22 protein-coding genes and 1 pseudogene are annotated in these 23,677 nt (G+C 42.4%); 14 read left to right on the top strand and 9 right to left on the bottom strand.

Annotation, left to right across the window (positions count from 1 at the left end; translation table 11 throughout):
- The 4 genes from DWX73_RS07450 to DWX73_RS07435 form a co-directional block, all read left to right on the top strand.
- Positions 1-871: acetyl-CoA carboxylase carboxyltransferase subunit alpha (locus DWX73_RS07450; protein WP_242996709.1), on the top strand; the 871-nt coding region annotated here is incomplete at its 5' end.
- Positions 872-887: 16 nt separating this feature from the next.
- A complete protein-coding gene (locus DWX73_RS07445; protein WP_118348217.1) occupies positions 888-1,949 on the top strand; it encodes an NAD(P)H-dependent flavin oxidoreductase in 1,062 nt (353 codons plus the stop codon).
- 64 nt (positions 1,950-2,013) lie between these two features.
- Positions 2,014-2,454: a MarR family winged helix-turn-helix transcriptional regulator gene (locus DWX73_RS07440; protein ID WP_118348216.1), complete on the top strand. Its 441-nt coding sequence runs from the start codon at positions 2,014-2,016 to the stop codon at positions 2,452-2,454.
- A gap of 63 nt (positions 2,455-2,517) precedes the next feature.
- The gene (locus DWX73_RS07435) at positions 2,518-3,117 is read left to right on the top strand and encodes an HD domain-containing protein (protein WP_118348215.1); all 600 of its coding nucleotides are present in this window, start codon (positions 2,518-2,520) and stop codon (positions 3,115-3,117) included.
- A 105-nt stretch (positions 3,118-3,222) separates the two neighbouring features.
- On the opposite strand, the gene DWX73_RS07430 is transcribed toward DWX73_RS07435, so the two are convergent.
- Positions 3,223-4,350: an ABC transporter substrate-binding protein gene (locus tag DWX73_RS07430; RefSeq protein ID WP_118348214.1), complete on the bottom strand. Its 1,128-nt coding sequence runs from the start codon at positions 4,348-4,350 to the stop codon at positions 3,223-3,225.
- A 186-nt stretch (positions 4,351-4,536) separates the two neighbouring features.
- Between DWX73_RS07430 and DWX73_RS07425 the strand changes: the two genes are divergently transcribed.
- Genes DWX73_RS07425 through DWX73_RS07410 form a run of 4 tightly spaced genes read left to right on the top strand, consistent with a single transcriptional unit; the run spans position 4,537 to position 7,845 of the window.
- Complete coding sequence (locus DWX73_RS07425) at positions 4,537-5,577, top strand: FecCD family ABC transporter permease (protein ID WP_118348213.1); 1,041 nt, start codon at positions 4,537-4,539, stop codon at positions 5,575-5,577.
- 5 nt (positions 5,578-5,582) lie between these two features.
- Complete coding sequence (locus DWX73_RS07420; RefSeq protein ID WP_118348212.1) at positions 5,583-6,377, top strand: ABC transporter ATP-binding protein; 795 nt, start codon at positions 5,583-5,585, stop codon at positions 6,375-6,377.
- A gap of 20 nt (positions 6,378-6,397) precedes the next feature.
- Complete coding sequence (locus DWX73_RS07415) at positions 6,398-7,330, top strand: class I SAM-dependent methyltransferase (protein WP_242996707.1); 933 nt, start codon at positions 6,398-6,400, stop codon at positions 7,328-7,330.
- Positions 7,327-7,845 carry a nucleoside-triphosphatase gene (locus DWX73_RS07410; RefSeq protein WP_118348211.1) on the top strand — a complete coding sequence of 173 codons (519 nt, stop codon included), beginning with the start codon at positions 7,327-7,329 and terminating at the stop codon, positions 7,843-7,845. Before DWX73_RS07415 ends, DWX73_RS07410 begins: the two co-directional genes overlap by 4 nt.
- Here the strand turns inward: DWX73_RS07410 and DWX73_RS07405 are convergent.
- On the bottom strand, positions 7,842-8,717 hold the full coding sequence (locus tag DWX73_RS07405) for a YitT family protein (RefSeq protein ID WP_118348210.1): 876 nt from the start codon (positions 8,715-8,717) through the stop codon (positions 7,842-7,844). The two genes, DWX73_RS07410 and DWX73_RS07405, sit on opposite strands and share 4 nt — an antisense overlap.
- A 263-nt stretch (positions 8,718-8,980) precedes the next feature.
- Between DWX73_RS07405 and DWX73_RS15520 the strand changes: the two are divergent.
- Positions 8,981-9,705 (top strand): annotated as a pseudogene (locus tag DWX73_RS15520) (NAD-dependent protein deacylase).
- Here the strand turns inward: DWX73_RS15520 and DWX73_RS07395 are convergent.
- From DWX73_RS07395 to DWX73_RS07380, 4 genes are all read right to left on the bottom strand, one after another.
- On the bottom strand, positions 9,697-12,306 hold the full coding sequence (locus DWX73_RS07395; protein ID WP_118348209.1) for an ABC transporter permease: 2,610 nt from the start codon (positions 12,304-12,306) through the stop codon (positions 9,697-9,699). The pseudogene DWX73_RS15520 and the gene DWX73_RS07395 overlap by 9 nt on opposite strands.
- The gene (locus tag DWX73_RS07390) at positions 12,303-12,986 is read right to left on the bottom strand and encodes an ABC transporter ATP-binding protein (RefSeq protein WP_118348208.1); all 684 of its coding nucleotides are present in this window, start codon (positions 12,984-12,986) and stop codon (positions 12,303-12,305) included. The genes DWX73_RS07395 and DWX73_RS07390 overlap by 4 nt, the downstream gene beginning before the upstream one ends.
- Positions 12,987-13,082: 96 nt before the next feature.
- The gene (locus DWX73_RS07385) at positions 13,083-14,090 is read right to left on the bottom strand and encodes a sensor histidine kinase (RefSeq protein ID WP_118348207.1); all 1,008 of its coding nucleotides are present in this window, start codon (positions 14,088-14,090) and stop codon (positions 13,083-13,085) included.
- A 13-nt stretch (positions 14,091-14,103) separates the two neighbouring features.
- A complete protein-coding gene (locus DWX73_RS07380) occupies positions 14,104-14,793 on the bottom strand; it encodes a response regulator transcription factor (RefSeq protein WP_118348206.1) in 690 nt (229 codons plus the stop codon).
- Positions 14,794-14,989: 196 nt separating this feature from the next.
- On the opposite strand from DWX73_RS07380, the gene DWX73_RS07375 reads away from it, so the two are divergent.
- A complete protein-coding gene (locus DWX73_RS07375; RefSeq protein WP_242996705.1) occupies positions 14,990-16,312 on the top strand; it encodes an MATE family efflux transporter in 1,323 nt (440 codons plus the stop codon).
- An 88-nt stretch (positions 16,313-16,400) separates the two neighbouring features.
- Here DWX73_RS07375 and sdaAA read toward each other — a convergent pair whose 3' ends face one another.
- Together sdaAA and sdaAB are read right to left on the bottom strand one after the other, a co-directional pair.
- The gene (gene sdaAA / locus DWX73_RS07370; RefSeq protein ID WP_118348205.1) at positions 16,401-17,276 is read right to left on the bottom strand and encodes an L-serine ammonia-lyase, iron-sulfur-dependent, subunit alpha; all 876 of its coding nucleotides are present in this window, start codon (positions 17,274-17,276) and stop codon (positions 16,401-16,403) included.
- 12 nt (positions 17,277-17,288) lie between these two features.
- Entirely contained in the window at positions 17,289-17,957 is a 669-nt protein-coding gene (gene sdaAB / locus DWX73_RS07365) for an L-serine ammonia-lyase, iron-sulfur-dependent subunit beta (RefSeq protein WP_118348204.1), read from the bottom strand.
- Between the two features lie 168 nt (positions 17,958-18,125).
- On the opposite strand from sdaAB, the gene DWX73_RS07360 reads away from it, so the two are divergent.
- Entirely contained in the window at positions 18,126-19,088 is a 963-nt protein-coding gene (locus DWX73_RS07360) for a type II CAAX endopeptidase family protein (RefSeq protein ID WP_158556834.1), read from the top strand.
- Between the two features lie 113 nt (positions 19,089-19,201).
- Positions 19,202-19,600: a cyclic-di-AMP receptor gene (locus tag DWX73_RS07355; RefSeq protein WP_242996703.1), complete on the top strand. Its 399-nt coding sequence runs from the start codon at positions 19,202-19,204 to the stop codon at positions 19,598-19,600.
- 128 nt (positions 19,601-19,728) lie between these two features.
- Here the strand turns inward: DWX73_RS07355 and pckA are convergent, their stop codons facing one another.
- A complete protein-coding gene (pckA, locus tag DWX73_RS07350) occupies positions 19,729-21,333 on the bottom strand; it encodes a phosphoenolpyruvate carboxykinase (ATP) (RefSeq protein WP_118348202.1) in 1,605 nt (534 codons plus the stop codon).
- A 348-nt stretch (positions 21,334-21,681) separates the two neighbouring features.
- Here pckA and DWX73_RS07345 point away from each other — a divergent pair, with 348 nt between their 5' ends.
- A complete protein-coding gene (locus tag DWX73_RS07345; protein ID WP_242996701.1) occupies positions 21,682-22,134 on the top strand; it encodes a GNAT family N-acetyltransferase in 453 nt (150 codons plus the stop codon).
- A gap of 198 nt (positions 22,135-22,332) precedes the next feature.
- Complete coding sequence (locus DWX73_RS07340; RefSeq protein WP_118348200.1) at positions 22,333-23,667, top strand: TrkH family potassium uptake protein; 1,335 nt, start codon at positions 22,333-22,335, stop codon at positions 23,665-23,667.
- Positions 23,668-23,677 lie beyond the last annotated feature (10 nt).

Below are 23,677 nucleotides of genomic sequence, written 5' to 3'. Positions count from 1 at the left end.
GAGACTGCACAAAGCCCTGTCCGAAAAGAAAACAGGAGAAATAATTGCAATGCCGGAAGAGGAAAAAATAACGGTTTTGCACTCCGGCAAAAAAACACCGTGGGAAAAGGTGCTTGCGTCCAGAGCAAAGGATCGCCCGTCAGGTTCTGTGTATATTCGCAGTCTATTCACTGATTTTGTCGAGATGCATGGGGATCGTTATTTTGGCGATGATAAGGCGATTTTGGCAGGAATTGCTTCTTTTGAAGGAAGACCGGTAACAGTAATTGCCCAGGAAAAGGGAAATTCAACAAAAGAAAATATTGCACATAATTTTGGCATGGCATCACCGGAAGGCTATCGGAAAGCGCTTCGAATGATGAAGCAGGCAGAAAAATTCGGCCGTCCGGTTATTTGTTTTGTAGATACACCAGGCGCCTTTTGCGGCATTGAAGCAGAAGAACGTGGACAGGGAGAAGCAATTGCCAGAAATCTGTTTGAAATGGCAGGATTGAAAGTACCGGTTCTGACAATTGTGACCGGAGAAGGCGGAAGCGGTGGGGCGCTTGCGCTTGCGTCCGGCGATGAAGTATGGATGCTGGAAAATGCAGTATATTCTATCTTATCACCGGAAGGTTTTGCAGCAATTTTGTGGAAAGACAGTAAACGGGCGAAAGAGGCTGCTAAAGTGATGAAGCTTACGGCAGAAGATCTAAAAGAGATGGGAATGATTGAACAAATCATTGACGAGCCGGAAGTATTGTCAGGAGAAAATGTAGAACTGGTTTGCGAGACATTAAGAGAAGAAATGAATAAATTTCTTGTGAAATATAGCAATTTGGATGTAGAGAAACTTTTAGAACAGAGATATGAGAGATTTCGAAAGTTTTAACAGCGGAGGTAAGTGTATGAACAGAGGACAACCGTGGAAACTTGGAGAACGGTCAGTGAAATATCCCCTTCTTCAAGGAGGAATGGGAATCGGAATCAGCCTCGGAGGGCTTGCCGGAGCTGTTGCGAGAGAAGGCGGTGTAGGAATTATTTCTGCGGCGCAGATTGGATTTCGGGAACCAGATTTCGACAGCAATCCGTTGGAAGCAAATCTCAGAGCCATGGAAAAGGAATATGAAAAGGCAAGGGCGACAGCACCGGATGGGATCATTGGATTTAATATTATGGTGGCGATGAATCACTGCGAAGCCTATGTGAAAAAGGCAGTTCAGCTTGGAGCGGATCTGATTGTATCCGGAGCAGGTCTCCCGACAGAGCTTCCGGCGTGGGTGAAGGAGACAGAGAACAAAACAATGCTTGCCCCGATTGTATCAACGGAGAAAGCGGCAAAGGTCATTTTGAAGTACTGGTGGAAAAAACATCATGTTGTTCCGGAACTTCTGATCATAGAAGGTCCGCAGGCAGGAGGGCATCTTGGATTTTCTGAAGCACAGCTTAGAGAGCTGGAGCAGGAAGATTATAGAAATGAGATCCGAAAAATCCTGGATGCGGTAAAAAGCTATGAAGAAGTGTCGGGATGCCGGATTATGACAGCGGTAGGCGGTGGAATTGATACGAAAGAAAAAGCAGATAGTGTTTTCGAACTCGGTGCAGATGCGATTCAAGTAGCAACCCGCTTTGTGACAACAGAGGAATGCGATGCAGATCAACGATATAAGGAGGCTTATCTGAAAGCAGGAAAAGAAGATATTGCGATTGTAAAAAGTCCGGTGGGGATGCCGGGAAGGGCAATTCTAAATCCATTTATGAAAAGAGTCATTGCCGGCGAAAAAATTTCCCACAGTTGTCACGGATGTCTTCACGGGTGTCAGCCACAGCAGATTCCGTACTGTATCACAGATGCATTAATCCATGCTGTGAAAGGAGAGACAGATGAGGGACTGCTCTTTTGTGGTGCCAAAGCCTGGAAAGCCACACGAATAGAAACCGTAAAAGAAGTCATTGAATCTTTTTTCTAAATCCGTATAATAGAAATAAGAGAAGGGTTTACAGAAACGATAAGACAATGCGGGAGATGGCGAAATGAGTGCATATGAGACGATTAATGATATACTGGTACATTTGTTTAATGAGATATGGGAATTAGAAGAGAAAGCAATCATTACAAAGGAATTCGAGGATATTACGAATAATGATATGCATGTCATTGAGGCCATTGGACTAGGTGAAGGCAATAATATGTCAACGATTGCGAGAAAGCTGAATGTAACGGTCGGGACATTGACAACAGCGATGAACAGTCTTGTAAATAAGAAATATGTTGTCCGGAGACGAAGCGAGAAAGACCGACGAGTTGTGTATGTCAGTCTGACTGAGAAGGGAGAGAAGGCTTACCGTCATCACGAGGAGTTTCATCACCAGATGACTCAGGCGGTGCTTGATAAACTTGGAGAAGAGGAACTTCCGGTACTGATGAAGACGCTGGAAGGGCTGTCAGAATTTTTCAGAAGCTATAAGGCATAGTGTATTAGGAATCAGATCTTATGCAGTAATGTAAAGCCCGGAATACGGAAAAGGAGAAAAAAGATGACGGCAGAGAACGAGAGATTACAAAAGCAGATTGCATTTATAAAAGAGATTGATAAAGTAAAGAGTATTTTCCGTCAGACATATCTGGCAGACGGCACACGCAAGGAGAATGATGCAGAACATTCCTGGCATATTGCATTGATGGCAGTGCTTTTGAAAGAATATGTATCAGAGGATGTGGATGTGGCGAAAGTTATGACAATGGTGCTGATCCATGATCTGGTAGAAATTGATGCCGGAGATACGTATGCTTATGACAGTGAAGGTGCTAAGTCCAAGCGAGAGAGAGAAGTGAAGGCTGCAGACAGGATATTTGGAATCCTGCCGGAAGATCAGGGTATGGACTTCCGGGAACTCTGGGAGGAATTTGAAGCTTACGAGACGCCGGACGCCAAGTATGCGCATCTGCTTGATAATTTTCAGCCGCTGTTGTTAAATGATGCGTCAGGAGGAAGAAGCTGGAACGAGCATGGAGTTCATAAGAGTCAGATTTATAAAAGAAACGAAAAAGTTCAGGAGACATCGGAGGAGATCTGGAATACGATTCAAGAGGTTGTAGAATCTCATATTGCTAAAGGAAATATCATTGAGAAATAAAATAATAATAAAATACTCCCCGAAAAGAGGCGCAGATAAAATCCTAAGAACTGCGGAAGCTCTTTTCGGGGAGTATTTTGTAAAAGGGTAAATTTAGCGGGAAGATTACTTTGTTCCAATCGTTCCGTTATAAAGCTGCTGAAGCTGTTCCTCTGTCAGATCTACATGGTAGAAAAGACTAAAGAATTCTTTCACAGCATCGTCTGCATCAAAGTTGAGATATTCCGGATAGAGGAGACCGGATAACCAGCGGATACCAATGATACGGTTAGGACCGGCTGGGCGGTCAACCCAGTTAAATGGTGCATTTGGAATTCCATACACTTTCCCTTCCTGAACTGCTTTTAAAGATGCAAGGTTCGGATTGTTTAAAATTGCATCGGCGGCGGAATGTCCGCTCAAGCTGGCTTTTGGTTCTCCGACTACTGCGATGACATCTGGATTCCATGCAAGAAGCTGCTCGGCAGAAATCTGGACACGGGAACCGTCCCCGAGTTCTAAGTCGGCAACATTTTCAGCTTTTACAAGGTCAATCAGCTGTGCATGATCAGATCCTTTTGGAGCTGTTTCGAGAGAGTCTTCTCCGTTTCCATAATAGAGGCGGACTTTTTTATCTGCCGGGATTTCCATAGCGTCAATATCCGCGAATGTTTTTTCGGCATATGCGGCAAGCTTTTCAGCCTGATCGCTTACGTCAAATAATTCTCCCATAAAACGATATGCATCGGCAGCTGCTTCTAAATCACCGTCTACTGCGATGACTGGGATACCGAGCTGTTCGGAAAGACTGTCACAGTCAGAAATCATGGCATCATTGATCGCTCCGACATTGATCGCAATATCAGGACCGGCAGCAATCACAGCCTCATAGTTGACAGAATCTCCCATACCGAAATTTGGAAGCGTGTGATATTTTTCAAGGATGACACTTTTTTCTATTTCATTTAGATCATAGTTCCATCCAAGCAGCAGATCCGGCACAAGCGTGTATAAATAAATTGCGGCAGCAGGGCCGGTAGAAAATACAGATGTTACTTTGGCAGGAACAGTTACGTTACGTCCGGCCATATCGGTAATTTCTCTTGAAGTATCCTGCGAAGCTTCTTGTTGTTTTGAAGTGTCGGTTTTTGAATTAGATGTGCCTTTTGCAGGCTTTCCGGAACAGCCTGCAAGTGTACTGAATGTCAGGACAAGCGCGAGAAGTGCTGCCAGAATCTGTTTCGTATGTTTCATATGATGTCTCTCCTTCCTTGTACCGTTCTTGCATTTTCAGCATGCTATTCTTACAATAAATTGACATAAAAATAGCGGTATGCTATACTTTGAAAAGCGAATTGTTTTTAAAAATATAACGGTTTGACTGCATTATAGTATGAGGAAAAGTGCTTGTCAAGTGTAACTTAAGAGGAGTGTGCAGCGATGCTGGAACTACAAGTAGAAATGAAAAATGAAAGACAGAGACGAAGACGCTATCGTGTAATGTTGACGGCGATGTTTCTAAGTCTTGGGATTGTGACAATACTGTCTTTTGGTATTGGATATTATCCGCTGTCGCCGTCACAGGTAGCGGGGGCATTTCTTTCGGGAATAGGATATGAGCAGGAAATTCTGCCACAGGCAGTTACCATTTTCTGGAAGATCAGGTTACCGAGGATTTTGTCAGCTGTGTTTATCGGAGCGTCGCTTTCAGTTGCGGGGGCGGCATATCAGGGAATGTTTCGAAACCCATTAGTTTCGCCTGATATTCTTGGCGTTTCTTCCGGTGCCAGCTTGGGAGCGGCATTTGCTATTTTGAGCGGAATGACGAACTGGGGGGTTCAGGTGTCTGCATTTACCGGAGGGATTCTTGCAGTAGCGGCATCTTACTTAATCAGCAGGCGTTCTGCTCACGCCCAGACGTTGAGCCTTGTGCTTACCGGTTCTATGATCATGTCACTTTGTAATGCCGGAGTAACGATGATTAAATATGTGGCTGATCCAAATGATGTTTTGCAGCAAATTACATTCTGGCTCATGGGAAGTCTGACGAAGACAGATCTGAATGCCTTTGGGTGGAGCGCAGTTCCGATGATGATTGGACTTGTACTTATCTTTCTTCTGCGATGGAGGATTAATTTACTTACACTGGATGAAGAAGAAGCGAAAAGTCTTGGGATTAATATTCGATATTACCGGATTATCTTTATCTTTGCTTCGACACTGCTAAGTGCAGCGGCGGTTTGTCTCGGAGGATTGATTGGCTGGGTTGGGCTTATGATTCCGCATATGGCACGAGCACTTGTAGGAGTGGACTATGGACGACTGATTCCGGCGAGCGCTATGCTTGGGGGAATTTATCTTGTGCTGATGGACGATATTGCAAGGTCACTAATGTCAATGGAGCTTCCGCTTGGCGTAGTGACGAGTATTATGGGAGCGCCGTTTTTTATTTATCTCATCATTAAGCGAAAGGAGCAATAAGATAAATGTTGCTGGAAATCGAGAATGTATACGGAGGATATGGGCGAAAAGATGTGGTAAGAGGTGTAAGCTGCAGCGCTGCGTGCGGAGAAATCTTATGTCTCCTCGGACCGAATGGCTGCGGAAAGACAACGCTGTTCAGAATGATGTTAGGTTCTCTGCCGGTGCGGGCAGGACAAATCAGAATTGACGGGCAGGATATCCGCTATCTTTCTCAGAGGCAGCTCGCCAGTCTGATTGCCTACATACCGCAGTACCACACACCGGTATTTGCTTATACCGTGTTGGATGTGGTAGTTATGGGAAAAGCAGCACATATTTCAGCCTTTGACACGCCGGGAGCGAAAGAGCGTGAAGCTGCTTTTGATGCGCTTGAAAAGGTCAATGCAGTTGATCTTGCCAATAAGAAATATACAGATTTGAGCGGAGGCCAGCGTCAGCTTGTATTGATTGCGAGGGCAATCTGTCAGTCGGCGAAAGTCTTTGTTATGGATGAGCCAGCGGCGAATTTGGATTATGCCAACCATAAACTTTTGATGGAGGTTGTGGAAGAACTGGCTGGGAAAGGATATTGTGTCATTATGTCAACGCACAGTCCGGAATATCCTGCATCTGTCGGAAGCAAAGTGCTTATGATGAAAGAAGGAAAAGTAGCAGCGTTTGGAGCACCGAATCAGGTGATTACACCAGAAAATCTGGAGGCTGTATATGGCATTGAGATGGATGTGATGACAGTAACAGACCGTTATGGAACCGTGCGAAAAGTCTGTCTTCCGGTCAAAGCACCGAAATATTTATAGATACAGAAGGGAAAAGAATTGTGGAACGATCAAACGACTATGATGAAGAAAAAAGAAAAGAAAAAATACTGTCTTATTTTATGTCTTTACAAGAAACGAAAATACTAGGCAGGCAGACGCCTTCTGTTGGAAAATGGAACGAGCGGGCGAATGTATGGAAAAAGGAACAGAAACGCAATCCGAAAGGAGATGCACGGGCAGCAAGCGCGGTAAGATTTTTAGAGGAGAGGGGAATTCTCGGAGCGAATAGTCATATTGTAGATATTGGCTGCGGACCCGGAAGATTTGCAGCAGCATTTGCACGAAAAGCGGAGCAAGTAGTAGGGTTAGACATTTCTGAAAATATGGTTCAAAATGGCAGCGAATATCTTCAAAGTGAAGGGATTACGAATGCAGAACTTCGGATCTGTGATTTTCAGGAGTTAGATATCGACCGGGAAGATTATCGAGAAGCGTTTGACCTTGTATTTATGTCTATGACACCGGCAGTCCGGGGACTGGAAGGACTTCGGAAAGCCATAGCAATGAGCAGGGCATGGTGCTGTAATATTTCTCATATTAGCTGGGAGAATCACTTGCAGAAGCAGATGATGGAAGAACTTTTTGGAAGAAAAATGGAGCGAAAGTGGATAGGAGCTTCGTTTTATTCGCTGTTTAATGTACTGTTTTTGATGGGATATCATCCGGAGACAAGCTATGAAAAACGGCATCAGGAGAATTTTGTTCTGGCAGATGAAGAATATGCCAGATCCGCTATGGAACATATGCTCCCGAAAGAAGAGGCATCGGAAGAACAGCTTGAAAGAATTCACACATGGCTTCTGAGTCATGCAAATGAAAAGGGAGAGATCAAAGAAGTGATCGACTATTACTATGGAAGGATTGTATGGGATGTAAGAGAGAAAACAATTCGTCCAAACTACCTGGAGCCTGAGGGAGTGAAAAGCATATGATGAGACATATATTCTTAACAGGAGAGAAGCGGATCGGCAAATCCACAATTTTGCAGAAGGCATTAAGAACGTATGAAAAAAGTGTGGGAGGATTTTATACCGTTCGCACGAATGAACTTTTGGGAAATCACTACTCCGTGCATTTGCTCAGAGCAGGAGAAGCACCGCATATAACGGAAGAAAATTTTTTGTTTCTCTGTGGAGAGAAAGATGAGATGGTGGAGAAACGTTTTGACCGGATTGGATGCCAGGCTTTGGAAGATGCCAAAAGTTGTTCACTTATTGTGATGGATGAACTTGGACCGCATGAAGAAAAGGCAGAAAAGTTTGTTGCAGCGGTTGACGAACTTCTGAATGGAGAGGTGCCGATATTGGGAGTGCTGCAAAAAACTGCAGGATGCTGCTGGCCGCAGATCGCAGCCCATCCTGCAGTAAAAATACTGGAAATTACAATTGATAACCGGAATGATCCTCAGATTCTGGAGGAAATTCGGACGATCATGGGAAAGCATTAGCTTTCCTTTTTTTGATATATTTTCTGAGAAGAGAATCCACGTCCTTTTACTTCATTCACTTTGCTGATGATCATGAACGCAGATGGATCAATGCCCATTACAATCTGGTTCAGTCGTGTCAGTTCCCGATTAGAAACAACAGAAAGCACTAAAGGCTGTTCCTGATGAAGATAACCGGTTTCGCCATAAATTAAAGTAGAGCCGCGATCCAGTTCAGAAATAATCGCCTGATTAATTTCGGCATATTTTTTGCTTACGACTTTGACCTGAGTCTGGGTAGTGCCAAGGAGCAGAACCTTATCAAGAACAACTGTGTAGATCATAACAAGCAAAATACCGTAAAGAATCTGATCCTTATTAGAAAAGAGCATCTGCATAAGGAGGATTGAGGAATCAAAGACGTACAAAAGTACGGACACCGGAATCCCGAATTTTTTATTCAGTACAAGCGGCGGAATGTCCATGCCTCCTGTGGAAGCGCCTGCACGGATAACGATACCGATGGCAGAACCGATCATCAGACCACCAAAGATTGTAGAAAGAGCTACGTCATTTGTAAAGTTTCCAAGAGCAGGTACGTTTTCTAAAACACCTAAAATAAATGGATAGTAAAAGGTACTGATTAATGTAGTCAGGGCAAATTTTTTGCCGAGGACAACTGCGCCGATAATAAACATAATTAAGTTGAAGCAGAAAACAAATACAGAGATTGGCACATGGAAATAGTGGTTTACGGTAAGAGCGATACCGGTTGTTCCACCGGTAATCATACCGCCCGGAAGAATGAACATGACAACGCCGAGAGCATAGAGTGTGTTTCCGGCAAAAATGAGTACCAGATTTTTCAGCTGATCAAAAGGATGTTGTTTCATTGTGATACCTTCTTTCTTATAGTTTTTGGTTAGTGGATTAGCAGAGTAAAGCGTGAAAAAAGACTGTCGTTAGACAGCCTTTGTAAATTTATAAATTGTTTAGGAAATGTTTTCGTTATTAATTTGTGCATACTCTCATCTCCAGTGTTTACCGCGTTGACAAAATTTTGTTTTATCATCAAAACAAATTTATTTTATCACAGAAATGTATTGATGTAAACAGAGATCTGCTATAGAATCAGAAATAAAAGGAGGCGCGTTTTATGGGACAGATAGAAGAACTTCAGCGCATGATTGATGAGAGTGAGCGAATTGTATTTTTTGGAGGCGCGGGAGTTTCAACCGAGAGTCAGATTCCGGACTTTAGAAGCAGTGACGGTTTATATCAATTGGAGTATCATTATCCGCCGGAGCAGGTTGTAAGTCATTCATTTTTTGTACGTCATACAGAGGAGTTCTACCAATTTTATAAAGAACGTATGATGTTTCTTGATGCAAAACCAAATGCGGCTCACAGGAAACTTGCTGAACTGGAGCAGGCGGGAAAACTAAAAGCAGTTATTACACAGAACATTGATGGGCTTCATCAGGCGGCAGGAAGCAAGCAAGTGCTGGAGCTTCACGGAAGTATTCACCGAAATTATTGTGAGCGTTGTCATGCATTTTATCGATGGAGCGTATGTGACAGTCTCAGGGGATTCCTCGCTGTGAGAAATGCGGCGGCTTGATCAAACCGGATGTGGTGCTCTATGAAGAAAGTCTTGATGATCAGGTAATGCGAAAGAGTGTGGAAATGATTTCATCAGCGGACATGCTGATGATTGGAGGAACATCTCTTGTAGTATATCCGGCGGCAGGGTTTGTAGATTATTTTCATGGGAAATATCTTGTAGTGCTAAATAAAGATGCGACTCCGAGAGATGCACAGGCAGACCTGTGCATCAAGGAGCCGATTGGGAAGGTACTAAACCAGATTGTTTTACGTTAAGGATAATTCCTGGATAATGTTTTGCTTTTTTAATTTGCCGGCAGTATAGAACATCGAGAGAAATACGATGAAGAAAATACCGGCAGTGGAAATCAGAACTGCTTTCCAGGGAAAGAGATAGCTGATATCAGCTCCGGTTCGAAGGATCCGGTAAAGTATAAAACTAATGAATAATGAGACAGGAACTCCGTAAAAGATAGAGCGAAGACCATAGATCAGACACTCGTAATTCAGCATCTTCTGAAAAGATGACGGAGTCATGCCAATGGAGCGGAGCATAGCGAATTCCCGACGGCGAAGCATGAGATTCGTCGAAACCGTGTGGAATACATTCGCGATGGAAATGAGCGAAATCAATATAAGGAATCCATAAGTGAGAACACGGATCGCGGTCAAAAGATTGCGGTCCGTTTCATACTCTTTGGCGAGATTCGCAATGTCTGCCTGCGTGTTTAAAGCGGTATCCTGCAGCGCTTTTTTCAAATTCCAGTAAGTTGTTTTGAATTCAGGACATTTTAATAAGAAAGTATAGCTTGGGAAAAACGGCTCTAGTATATCTATATATTTGCGATACAAACTTTCCGGAAGAATGAGAGAAAGAGGTTCTTCATATCCGGAAAGTGCATCCGGGAGCTGCCCTACCTGATCCGTTAGCTTCAGGGAAGCGATATCTGTCAGATGAGGCAGTGAATCAGCTTCGGATTCGGAAGGAATTGTCAAGGTGCCAAGCGTTAGTTCACTGTTTTTCGGAAAGCGAATTGGTTCACAGTCCTCATAGCGATCTGTTTCGGGATTAAAAAGTCGTATGTTGCTTGTATAAATACACTGGAGACTGTCGGCTTCCAGATAGGTGTCCGGGGTAATCCCGTGTTCTTTCGCGTAGTCGGAAAATACATTGTCCGGAAACACATAGAGACTTGCACTTAAATAATAAAACTGTTGATCTGCGGAAGAATGAAGTCCAAAGTAATTGGCTGCTTCTTTTGAAATCAGATCAGCAGGAATCGGAACACATGGACGCAGAGAGCGAAATTCTTTTATTTCTTTGATAGTATTGTCTTCATTCAGTATCTGTTTAAATTGCCGGATCGTATCGTCAGTCGGAGAATGAAACAGGTTGCATTCCAATTCCCATTCCGGGGCAGTCAGTACGAATGTGCCGGTATTTATAAGGTAGTCGGTAAATAGAGTGGCGGACACGAAAAGAACCATACTCATAGAGAGCGACAGAATCGTTGTGCGGTATTTGCGCCGGTCACACCGATAATATTTTTGAGCCAGCATGCCTTCTGTATGAAACAGATGCAGAGTTAGCCGAGAGACTCGTACATCAGCAGGACGTAGAACAATATCTGATCTTGATTGCACTGCATCCATTGGTGAAAGGGATTGAATCCGTCTGGAAGGAACCCATGCAGAAATAAAAACAGTCATAAGTGAAGTCACAATAGAAACAATTATAGGGGCAGTTGAAATCTTTAATGGGATTCCGTAAGCTGTTCCGTGAATCCACATCGTAATACTTTCTCCGATAAAATGAAGTGTGACTCCAATTCCACCGATTCCGAAAATAAGCCCAAGAGGAATCCCGATTCCACTAACGATAAACGCTTCGAAAAAAACAGAATGACGGAGCTGGCTTTTCGTAGCGCCGATGGAAGAAAGAAGGCCAAACTGGGCGGTGCGTTCCCGCAAAGAAATGGAAAAGGCATTGTAGATTAAAAGAATGGAACCGCCCATGATGAGCAGAACCAATACAACACAAAGTCCAATCAAGATTGGGAACAAATGGCTGTGATCGCTAACACCATACCAACGCAGCAGGCTTGCGTGATAGCTCCAGGACACTGATTCAAACTCAGAAATCAGTTTTTCTGTCAACTGATAAGTGTCTTTTGGATGTTGAAAACGAATATAGGCAGAAAAAGCATTTTCCGCATCGGAAACGCGGGCATCTGAAAGTATTTTAGAAAATGATTTCGAAAGAGAACCACAGAATACTTCATGTCCGCCGCTGCCAAAGCTGCTGTTGGGAAAGTGAGAATAAGTTCCAACAATCGTAAAATCTTTTTTTATTTCAGCAGTAAGAGGAGTTGTGTTGTCATTTCCGATATCAATGTCCAGTGTCAAAGAATTTCCGGTAGACAATCCCAAAAGCTCACTATTGTAATGGGATAAATAGTCAGGAACAATAAGTTCCGAATCATTTTGAGGGAGCCGGCCGGATGACAGAGAAACAGGAAGTTCTTCCAATGCTGTGTCGGGCATACTTTGAATATAAAAATAAGGATTCGAAGGAAAACTATCTGCCAAATCTTCTGACGGAGCAGTACCAATGGAAGTTAGCACTGTTGTATGGGCAACAGAATCATTGTCTGTAATATGCTTTAAGTTATTTTCTGTCAAATTAGAGATGGAAACGTGCCAGTTGCCATCTTGCTGAATCGTGTAATCAATAAGAAATTGCCGGAAACTTGCCCCGAAGGTAGTCACAGCAGTAATCATTGCAGTAGATAAAAGAACGCCAATGATTGTGAGCCATGTTCTTGTACGGTTTTGCTTAAGAGTTTTCTTTGTAATATGGTAGAAAATATTTTTCATTTTCGAATCACCTCATCTCGAATGATGCGTCCGTCTTCTAATGCAATGATGCGGTCTGCCTGTAGTGCAATCTGCTCATCATGAGTAATGACAAGGAGTGTCTGGTGGTATTTTTTATTGGAGAAGCGAAGTAGCTCCATAATTTCGCGGCTGTTTTCAGAGTCAAGATTACCTGTAGGTTCGTCGGCGAGAATGATAGACGGTGCATTTAAGAGAGCGCGGCCAATGGAGACGCGCTGCTGTTGTCCGCCGGAAAGCTGGTTCGGAAGATGGTTTCTTCGTTCGGTCAGACCAAGGAGGGAGAGAAGTTCCTCCAGGCGATCGTGATTTACTTCCTGTTGATCCATAAGGACCGGAAGCGTAATATTTTCTTCCACAGTAAGAACCGGAATCAGATTATAAAATTGATAGATCAGGCCAACCTGTCGTCTGCGGAAAATAGCAAGCGCTTCTTCGTCTTGTGAATAAAGGTCGGCGCCATTGATATAGACACTGCCGGAGGAAGGCTGATCGACACCGCCAATGAGGTGCAGGAGAGTGGATTTGCCTGATCCGGAAGCGCCAATAATAGCGATGAACTCTCCTTTTTCAACGGAAAAGGATACATGATCGAGCGCCAGTACCTTGTTTGCACCACTGCCATATTGTTTTGTCAGTTGTTCTACTCGTAAAAGTTCCATAAAATATTCCTTTCTGAATTTATTTTGTTCATAAGAAAAAGATACCAGAGAGAAGTGACAGGTACATGACTCTTAAGTGACAAAATCGTCATTTGGCTAGATTGTTTTTGCAGTGTAAAAACGGATAGTAAATTTGCCGCCTCCACTAGAATCATTTCCGGCAGTGATGATTGCATTTTCTCTGGAGAGTATTAGCCGGGCGAGGGAAAGTCCGATCCCAAAACTATTGTGCCCTGCATTTTGACCGCGGTAAAATCGTTCAAACAGATGTGGAAGATCTTCTTTTGGGATACCGGTTCCGGAGTCGATGATACAAAGTTCTGTGTAGAGCGCTGTTTGAGAAACTGTCAGAGATAGTGTTCCGCCATCGGGAGTGTATTCCAGACTGTTTTTCAGCACATTTGAAATTGCTTCTAAAGTCCAGATACGGTCACAGGAAAAGGAAATGGCGTCATCACAGCAGATTTTGCAAGTTTGCCCGCGTAAATCCATAGAAATCTCCATTGGATTAAGCGCTTCTTGCAGGAAATCTTTCATTTTTACGTTTGTAAATTGATATGTGATGGAACCGGCTTCCAGTTTGGACATTTTTAAAAGAGCAGTAATCAGCCAGTTGATTCGGTCAAGCATTTGGTTCATCTGGTGCAGGAGAAGAAGTTGTGCGTTATCTAATGGCTGCTGCTTGAGACGCTCTGTCATTAAATAAAGAGAGGTAAGCGGAGTACGGATCTGATGAGAGATATCTTCTAAGGCATTGGAAAGTTTTGTGCGATCTTGAGATAGCTGCTCACTCTGTTCGTGCAGGCGTACAGCCATTTTGTAAACTTCGTCCTGGAGAATAGCAAGATCTCCTTCCTGAAATTCTTCCGGTGTGAGAAAAGTATCATTGCGGAGAATGGAATCAATCCGTGAACTAAGGAGACGAATATTCCGGTGTTCTCTGGAAAGGCAGCGAAAGAAGAACAGACTAAAACAAAAGCTGATAGCAAGAACAAGAACAGCAGCGGCAGGCGCGATAAAAAATCCGATCATACATCCGAAGAGTGTGAAAAGGACGATTTGAAAAATAAACTTTTTTATTTCTTTGTTGCGTAATAAATACATATTATCCTCCAGATTACGTTTCAGATGGAATCTCAAGACGATAGCCGATTCCCCGAATGGTTTTGATTATCGTTGGTTCTTGTGGATTATCTTCGATTTTTTCCCGGAGACGTTTGATATATACTGTAAGCGTGTTGTCATTTACGTAATCTCCGGCAAGATCCCAGATTTCTTCCAACAAAACATTTCTAGTCAGTGTTTTTCCCCGATTATTAAGAAAGAAAAGAAGAAGACGGTATTCTAATGCAGAAAGAAAGAGTTCCTGTGAGTGCTTTGTGACAGTACCGCGAACTGTATCAACAGAAAGGCTTCCGAGTACTGTGACAGAAGAAACTGCTCCGGTTCTGCGAAGGACGGTGCGGATTCGGGAAACAAGTTCTCGAGGTCGAAAGGGCTTGCAGATATAGTCATCAGCGCCCATCTCAAGACCAGTCACAACGGAAAATTCGTCTGTCAGAGCAGTAAGAAAGATCACTGGAATTTGTGAAGTTTTTTTTATGGCGGTGCAAGTGCTGTATCCATTTCCCTGAGAAAGCGTGATATCAAGGAGAACGAGATCCGGGTGAAATGTCTCAAGAAGAGATAGCGCCTGCTCCTGTCTGGAAGCTGAGATGACAGAAAAACCTTCAGCAGTTAAATAGGCAGTAAGATTTTCTACGATGGAAAGATCATCTTCGATTAATAAAATGTGATAAGTCTGCATGACAGTACCTCCGTTATATTTGATTTCGTATTCCGGCAGAATTTATTTGGCGGATGCGATTTTGTATGACAAGTATAGCATAAAATGAAAAGAGAAGACATGCTAAGTTTGCGTTAAGTTTTTGAGTGAGATATTGACAGAAGCAACAGAAGTGAGATAGGATAAACAACAGTGAAAAAGAAGGGAAGACAAAGATGTGATCAGGAAGAAATTTTTTATGAATGTGCTTCCGGCAATGCTGGCATTTGCATTTACCGGTATCTATGCAATTGTAGATGGTTGGTTTGTAGGTCAGAATATTGGAGACAATGGTCTGGCCGCAATTAATATTGCGTATCCAATTTCAGCGCTGATCCAGGCGATGGCAAGTGGGATCGGAATGAGTGGTGCGATTCATATTGGGATCAGTATGGGAGAAAATGAGAAAGAGAAAGAAAAAAGATATTTAGGAAATACTTTAATGTTGCTTATCGCGACATGTATTTTATTGACAGCTATTTTGCTTTTGACTTATCCGATCATTCTTCGTGCATTTGGAGCAAAAGGAGAATTGATGGAGATGGCAAAGATTTATATCCGCATTATTATTATCGGAGGCGTATTCCAAATGTTCAGTACCGGACTTGTTCCAATCATTCGAAACTATGAAGGGGCTATGTATGCAATGGGTTCCATGATGGCGGGTTTTGTAACGAATGTAGTGCTGGACTGGCTATTTGTAAGTGTCTGGAAATGGGGGATGAGCGGCGCTGCTATTGCGACAATTGTAGGGCAGGCTGTGACAATGCTTCCTTGTATTTTCTTTCTGGTTTGGAAGAAACTTCTGATCGGTTATGCAGATTACAGGCCAAAGAGTACAGTTCTGAAAGAAATTTTCCTTGTGGGAATTTCTCCGTTTGGATTGACGTTGTCACCGAATTTAATTATTGTTATTTTGAATAAAGGGGCAATGGTCTATGGGGGAGTGGCAGCGACAGCCTGCTATGCAGTCATCAGTTATGTTGTCTGTGTCGCGCAGCTTTTACTGCAGGGAGTGGGCGACGGTGCACAGCCGCTTATCAGCTTCTATGAAGGCCTAAAGAAAAGAAAAGAACTGAAACAGATTCGGTTTATGACGTATGCATTTTCAATAGTTTTGGCAGTATTCTGCATTGCATGGATGTATCTGTGCAGGAATGTATTTCCGGTATTTTTTGGTGTATCAGTTTCCGTTGGGGCTGAGGTCGGGGTTGTACTTCCGATTTTTCTGGCAGGACTTTTATTTTTTGCGTACACAAGAGTAACAACTGCATATTTTTATGCGATTAAGAAGAATAAGTACGCGTATCTTTTAATTTACGGCGAACCGGTTTTGATGACACTTTTGATTTTGTGTATTCTCGGTCCGGTATTCGGACTCTATGGTGTCTGGTATTCTGTGCCGGTAACACAGAGTATCATGGCTGTGATCAGTTTTGTGTTGATTCAGATCGAAAAGCGGGAACATGAAAATACATGGTTTTTGGACGTGGAATCATAAAAATGCGCTGTCTCCGAAAAAATTTTTTACGGAGGCAGCGTGTTTTTTATTTAATGATTTTGTAAAGATGATCTGTCTGGAAATGAATTTATTTTCCGCAGATCTGACAGCCAAGCTGACAACCCGTTGGTGTTCCGGCGCATCCGCCCATAGCTGTTTCGCGCAGCTCAAATGGGAGGCTTTTGCCGACACGATACATAGCTTCTGCCATTTCATCAAACGGGATTGGCTGTGTAACACCTGCAAGTGCGAGTTCAGCACAAGTAAGAGCATTAGCAACACCGATCGCATTTCGGCCCTGACAAGGAGATTCCACAAGTCCGGCAATTGGATCACAGACAAGTCCGAGTAAATTAGACAGTGCAAAGCAGGCTGCCTGCATACACATATCCGGAGTTCCGCCAAGGATTTCAACGGCAGCAGAAGCAGCCATTGCGGAAGCGGCACCAACTTCAGCCTGACATCCGGCCTCCGCACCGGATACAGATGCATTTCTCATTAAGATATATCCAAGAGCACTGGCATTAAGAAGACCATTGTGAATTGCTTCGTCAGATAACTCATGAGTTTCTTTCAGCGCTAAAAGCACGCCCGGAAGTACTCCGGAAGAACCGGCAGTCGGGGCTGCAACAATCAGACCCATTGTGGCATTCACTTCAAGAACAGCCATGCTGTAGGCGATCGCTCTGGAGAGTGTAGGACCACAAATGTTTTTGCCTGCTTCTCTTTGCTCATTTACTTTTTTTGCTTCACCGCCAAGAAGTCCTCCAATTGATTTGCGAGGATGCTTGATTGGTTCAGTAGCTGAATTTTGCATAATCTTCAGTACCGTGTCTAATTTTTCTGTGATTTCTTCGTTTGTAAGAGAACCGCATGTCATCTCACGGCGCCGCATCGCATAAGAAATCGGAATTTGCTCTTTGCGGCACATTTCCAGCAATTCCTGTCCTGATAAAAAGTCCATAATCTATTCCTCCTACATCTGCACGAGCATAAGCTCTGTTACGTGCTGATTTGTTTTAATTCGGTCAAGAACAGCAGCAGGAATCTGCTCGTCAGACTCCACAACTGTGTAAGCTTTCGCACCCTTATCTTCGCGGAAGAGGCGCATAAATGCAATATTTACATTCTCCTCTGCAAGACATTGAGTAATATGTGCGACAACACCTGGTTTATCAATCTGCTGAACAATGAGAGTACTGTATTCGCCGGTAAATTCCACATCAATATTGTTGATACGGGCAATACGGATCTTACCGCCTCCAATGGATTCTCCGCGGATAGAAAGGGTGTGGCCTTCTGTACCGATAAGATCGATATCCGCTGTATTTGGATGGTTCATAACCGTTTCCTCATCAATGATAAATTCGTATTCAACGCCCCATTCTTTTGCAAGTTCAAATGCATCACGAATTCGTTCATCATCTGTAGAGAAGCCAAGAATACCGCCAAGAAGTGCACGGTCTGTTCCATGTCCATGGTATGTTTTAGAAAAAGAACCATAAAGTGTAAAGGTTACTTTTTTTACTTCCTGGGCAAGCATTTTTCTTGCTAGAAGACCAATGGCACAGGCTCCGGCTGTATGTGAGCTGGATGGACCGATCATATTCGGGCCAATGACATCAAAAATACTTAGAAAGTTCATTATATTATCCTCCATGAAATTATTCATAAGATTAATATAGCATACTTCTTTTACTTGAAAAAGAAGTTTTAGAAAGTTAATATAGAAGAAAAAGAGTTTTTTATCATTCTTGTGTAAAGAAGATGGATGATTCGATATTATGAAACCAGAAACGAAAGGAGACATTATATGAAGTATAGACACTTAAAAGGATATCATGGCATTATTGTACTTGTGCTCAGTGCGGCGGTTATTTTTGGAATTGCGCCGATATTCGGCGCAGGACTTGGAATTTACGGTTCACTCCTGGGAGAATTGATGATACTGGCAGTCGCAGTGGTAACGGTACTGGCAGCCAGAGCTGATTTAAAAGAAGTATTCCCGATACATCGACCGAAAGCTCTTGGGCTGTTGGGAACATTATTAATCTGGGGAGCAACGTATGTATGTGTAATGGCGCTGACAATGCTTCTTGCCTATTTCTTTCCGGAAGAAGTAACGGGAGCGGGCGCGAGGCTTAGTGAGGCGATCTTGAATACGCCAATGCTGATTGCAGCTGCAATCGTTGCAGTATCACCGGCAATCTGTGAGGAAGCAGTTTTTCGAGGTGTATTCCTGCACAGCCTGCAGGGAATCCGGCAGAAATGGCTTGTGATCCTTCTTGTTGGTGTGATTTTCGGAGCATTTCACGGAAGTATCTGGAAGTTATTACCAACGTCAGTGCTTGGAATGGTCATGACGTATATCGTGTTGGAGACGGATAATCTTGTCTATTCCGGATTTCTTCATTTTGTTAATAACCTTCTCCCAGTACTTATGATGGGAGCGCTTAGCAGTACATACGAGGCAATGGGTGGTATTGATGCAGTCATGGAAGAGAGTATGCAGATTCCAATGGCGTCAGTCGGAATCTATTTTCTAATGGCGTCAGGAGCCCCACTTGTATTTTATATTGGAAGATATTGCCTGAAACGAAGTGTGCATGGGTATACCGAAGGTCTTTTCACAAAGAATCAGGTAAAACCGGTATTGCTCCTTATATTTATTGGTATTCTGATTGGAATCGCAGGCGTATTTCTCATTGCTTGTTCATTCATCTTTGAAATGCCGGGAAATCTGAGTGGATTTCGTGAGATACAGAGTTTGTACTAGATGACAGCCGGGGGTATAGCTGTGGCTTTGGAATTTTTGACAAAGAAGATAAATTATACGGATAAATAAGTGTAAATTTTATAAAAATTGTGCTATAATACGAATAAATATCAATGCGAAATGCATTTACTCGCTGCCGTTATCACATGGCAGGAGAACCGGAAGGAGTGACAGCTATGAAACTGATTTTTGCAGTAATTAGGGATGAAGATGCCGGAAAGGCAGTCAAGAAATTGAACGAGAATAGATTCAGTGTAACAAAGCTTATGAGTACGGGTGGATTCTTAAGAAGCGGAAATACAACACTGATGATCGGTATTGATGATGAGAACGTGGAAGCAGTTATGGATATTCTGAAAGAAGAATGTGCAAAGCGTTCTGAAATTGAAATTGCGATGCCATATATGCCGGGTGGTGTTCCAATGATGAACTACTCTTATGTTCCGATCAAGGCAGAAGTTGGTGGAGCGACTGTGTTTGTTGTGGATGTATGTGATTTCCGTAAAGTATAAATGTCAGTAAGAGTACAAGTAACAAAAGATAAAAGAAGAGCAGTGTAATGAAAGAAAGAGCAGCCGTTTTGTGATTTGAAGATCATAAAACGGCTGCTCTTAAATTTTATAGATTTATGATTGCATTTTTATAACTGTGGTCCTGCAGAAACTAATGCTTTACCAGCTTCGTTTCCTTCGTATTTTGCAAAGTTCTTCACGAATCTCTGTGCAAGATCTTTTGCTTTTTCATCCCACTTGGCTGCATTTGCATAAGTATCGCGTGGATCTAAGATTGCAGGGTCAACGCCCGGAAGCTCTGTCGGAACTTCAAAGTTGAAGTAAGGGATTGTCTTTGTCGGTGCGTTTTTAATATCTCCGTTTAAGATTGCATCGATGATTCCACGAGTATCTTTGATAGAGATACGTTTTCCTGTTCCATTCCATCCTGTATTTACAAGATAAGCTTTTGCACCATTTGCTTCCATTCTCTTAACAAGTTCTTCAGCATATTTTGTCGGGTGCAGTTCCAGGAATGCCTGACCGAAACAAGCAGAGAATGTAGGAGTCGGCTCTGTGATTCCACGCTCTGTACCTGCAAGTTTTGCTGTAAATCCAGACAGGAAGTAGTATTCTGTCTGTTCTGGTGTCAGCACAGATACCGGAGGAAGTACTCCGAATGCATCTGCAGACAGGAAGATTACATTTTTCGCTGCCGGAGCTGCGGAAACCGGACGAACGATTTTTTCAATATGGTCGATCGGATAAGATACACGAGTATTTTCAGTTACGCTCTTATCATCAAAGTCAATCTTACCATTTTCGTCTAATGTTACATTTTCAAGAAGAGCATTTCTCTTAATTGCGTTATAAATATCCGGCTCAGATTCTTTATCAAGGTTAATAACTTTTGCGTAGCATCCGCCTTCAAAGTTAAAGATTCCGTTGTCGTCCCAACCATGCTCATCATCACCGATCAGAAGACGTTTCGGATCTGTAGATAATGTTGTCTTACCTGTTCCTGACAGACCAAAGAAGATTGCTGTGTTTTCGCCGTTCAGGTCTGTGTTTGCAGAGCAGTGCATAGAAGCAATTCCTTTTAATGGGAGGTAATAGTTCATCATAGAGAACATACCTTTTTTCATTTCTCCGCCGTACCATGTATTTACGATAACCTGCTCGCGGCTTGTGATGTTGAACATTGCTGCTGTTTCAGAGTTCAGTCCAAGTTCTTTGTAATTTTCTACTTTTGCTTTAGAAGCATTGTATACGATAAAGTCTGGCTCAAAGTTCTCAAGTTCTTCTGCAGTTGGTTCGATAAACATATTTTTAACAAAGTGTGCCTGCCAAGCAACTTCCATAATAAAACGGATAGCCATGCGAGTATCTTTGTTAGCGCCGCAGAATGCATCTACTACAAAAAGTCTCTTGTCAGAGAGTTCTTTTAAAGCGATTTCTTTTACAGCTTTCCATGTTTCTTCAGAAGCCGGGTGGTTATCATTCTTGTACTCGTCAGAAGTCCACCATACAGTATCTTTAGAATTCTCATCCATAACGATGAATTTATCTTTTGGGGAACGTCCTGTGTAAACACCAGTCATAACATTGACTGCGCCAAGCTCACTCTCCTGACCTTTTTCAAATCCTGTCAGATCTGCCTTTGTTTCTTCTTCGAATAACATTTCGTAAGAAGGATTGTGTACGATTTCCGGGGTTCCTGTGATCCCGTATTTACTTAAATTGATTTCTGCCATCGTATGTTACCTCTTTTCTAAAAAATATAAATATAATAAATAGGATAACCACCTGCCAATGCAGGCATTATTTGGAATAAAGAAAGTGAATTATTTCACAATCTCAAGTTCATTATACATGATTATGGGATAAAATCAATAAAATTTCTCTGAAATGTTTGAAACCTCGAAAATAGATGATGATTAGTGTTATAATTAATCGCAAAGAACTAACGAATCTTACAGAGGAAATGAGAATGATAACTATGGAAGAATTAAAAGCAAACAAAAAAAAGAGCACAGCAGGAAGCGCTTGCAAAGAAATATGAATTTCGTTATATCCGTCCGGAGGAAGCAGATCAGACAGCAGTGATAGAAAAAATCTGCTTTCCTCCTAATGAGGCATGTTCTGATCAGGATATGATTTGCCGAATGGAAGCGGAGCCAAATATGTGCCTTGTGGCGGTTGACCGTGAGACAGGAAAGATTGCAGGATTTTTGAGTGGTCTTGCAACAAATGAGACAGCATTTCGGGATGAGTTTTTCAAAAATCCCAAACTTCATAACCCAGTTGGAACAACGGTAATGCTGCTCGGACTCGATGTGCTGCCAAAGCATCGCGGACAGGGACTGGCGCGAGAACTCATGGAGCGCTATATTGTGTCTGAAAGAGAACGCGGCAGAAAACGGTTGGTTTTGACTTGCCTGGAAGGGAAGATCGGGATGTATGAGCGGATGGGATTTGCGTATTGCAAAATCTCGGCATCGGTACTTGGAAATGTGACTTGGCACGAAATGGAATATCTGATAAGAGAAGAATAAGATGATATGTGATAGAAAGAAGAGACATGACAAAAGTTGTGTCTCTTCTTTTTAAGTGGCGATGCCATTACGTTTGAGTCGATGAAATCTTTATACAATCTTAATATGAAATGATATTTTACTTATACCGACTTTATATTGTTTGCGCTATGCTATAGGAACTATAAAGAACATATAAAGAAGAGGCAGAGAATTCACATGCGTTGGAAAAACAGGAAGAAGCATATCACATCTTTTCAAATTATCAGTTTGGGATTTATGGGTGTTATTTTATTAGGAAGTTTTCTTTTGACGCTTCCGATGGCGACACAGAATGGAGAGGGAGCGCCTTTTGGCGATGCGTTATTTACTGCGACATCTGCAGTATGTGTTACGGGGCTTATTATTTACGATACAGCATCCTATTGGTCTGTGTTTGGACAGGGAGTCATATTGATGTTGATTCAAATTGGTGGAATGGGAGTTGTTACAGTTGCAGTTGCAATCGCAACAATTTCCGGACGTAAGATTGGTCTGATGCAAAGAAGTGTCATGCAGGAAGCAATTTCCGCACACCAGGTCGGTGGAATTGTCCGTATGACTAAATTTATTTTGAAGACGAGTATTTTGATTGAAGTTATTGGGGCAGCGCTTCTTTCTACAGTTTTTTGCAGAGATTTTGGATTGAAAAAAGGAATCTGGTACGGAGTCTTTCATTCTATTTCAGCATTTTGTAATGCGGGATTTGATTTGCTGGGAGTGAGGGAACCATTTTCTTCGCTGACATCTTATAGTATACAGCCGATAGTGAATCTTACGATTATGTCATTGATTATTATTGGGGGGATTGGATTTCTAACATGGGCAGATATTCAGAAAAATAAATGGCATATAAAGAAATACCGGATGCAAAGTAAAGTCATTTTGTCAGTAACGGCTGGTTTAATTTTTATTCCGGCAATCTATTTTTTCTTTTGTGAATTTGCAGATATGTCAATGAAAGAGCGCATATGGAATTCTTTATTTCAATCGGTAACTCCTCGTACGGCAGGATTTAATACAACCGATTTAACAAGACTTAGCGAGACGGGTATTTTAGTGATGATTCTTTTGATGCTTGTAGGAGGATCTCCGGGTTCAACAGCCGGAGGAATGAAGACGACAACAGCAGCAGTGCTATTTGCATCAGCAGTATCAGTGTTCCGTAAAAAGGAGTATGCTCACTTTTTTGGGAGAAGAATTCAGGAAGATTCATTAAAAAATGCATCGACGATTATGATGATGTATCTTGTGTTGTTTCTTGGAGGGGGAATGATGATTAGTTCTATTGATGGCATACCACTTCTGGAAGCATTGTTTGAAACAAGTTCAGCAATTGGAACCGTTGGTTTATCTTTAGGAATAACGCAAGAGCTTAGCGGAATTTCACATGCAATTTTGATTGGATTAATGTTTTTTGGAAGAGTGGGAGGTTTGACACTTATTTTTGCTGCTTTGGCAGAAAAAAGAAGCGGAAATGCAAGACTTCCACAGGAAAAAATTACAGTAGGATAGAAGGAGGAGT

The sequence above is a fragment of the Coprococcus sp. AF21-14LB genome, assembly GCF_003458885.1.
Classification (GTDB): domain Bacteria; phylum Bacillota; class Clostridia; order Lachnospirales; family Lachnospiraceae; genus UBA9414.
The sequence above is the reverse complement of the archived record's forward strand: the minus strand, read 5'-3'. Positions and strand labels throughout refer to the sequence as shown.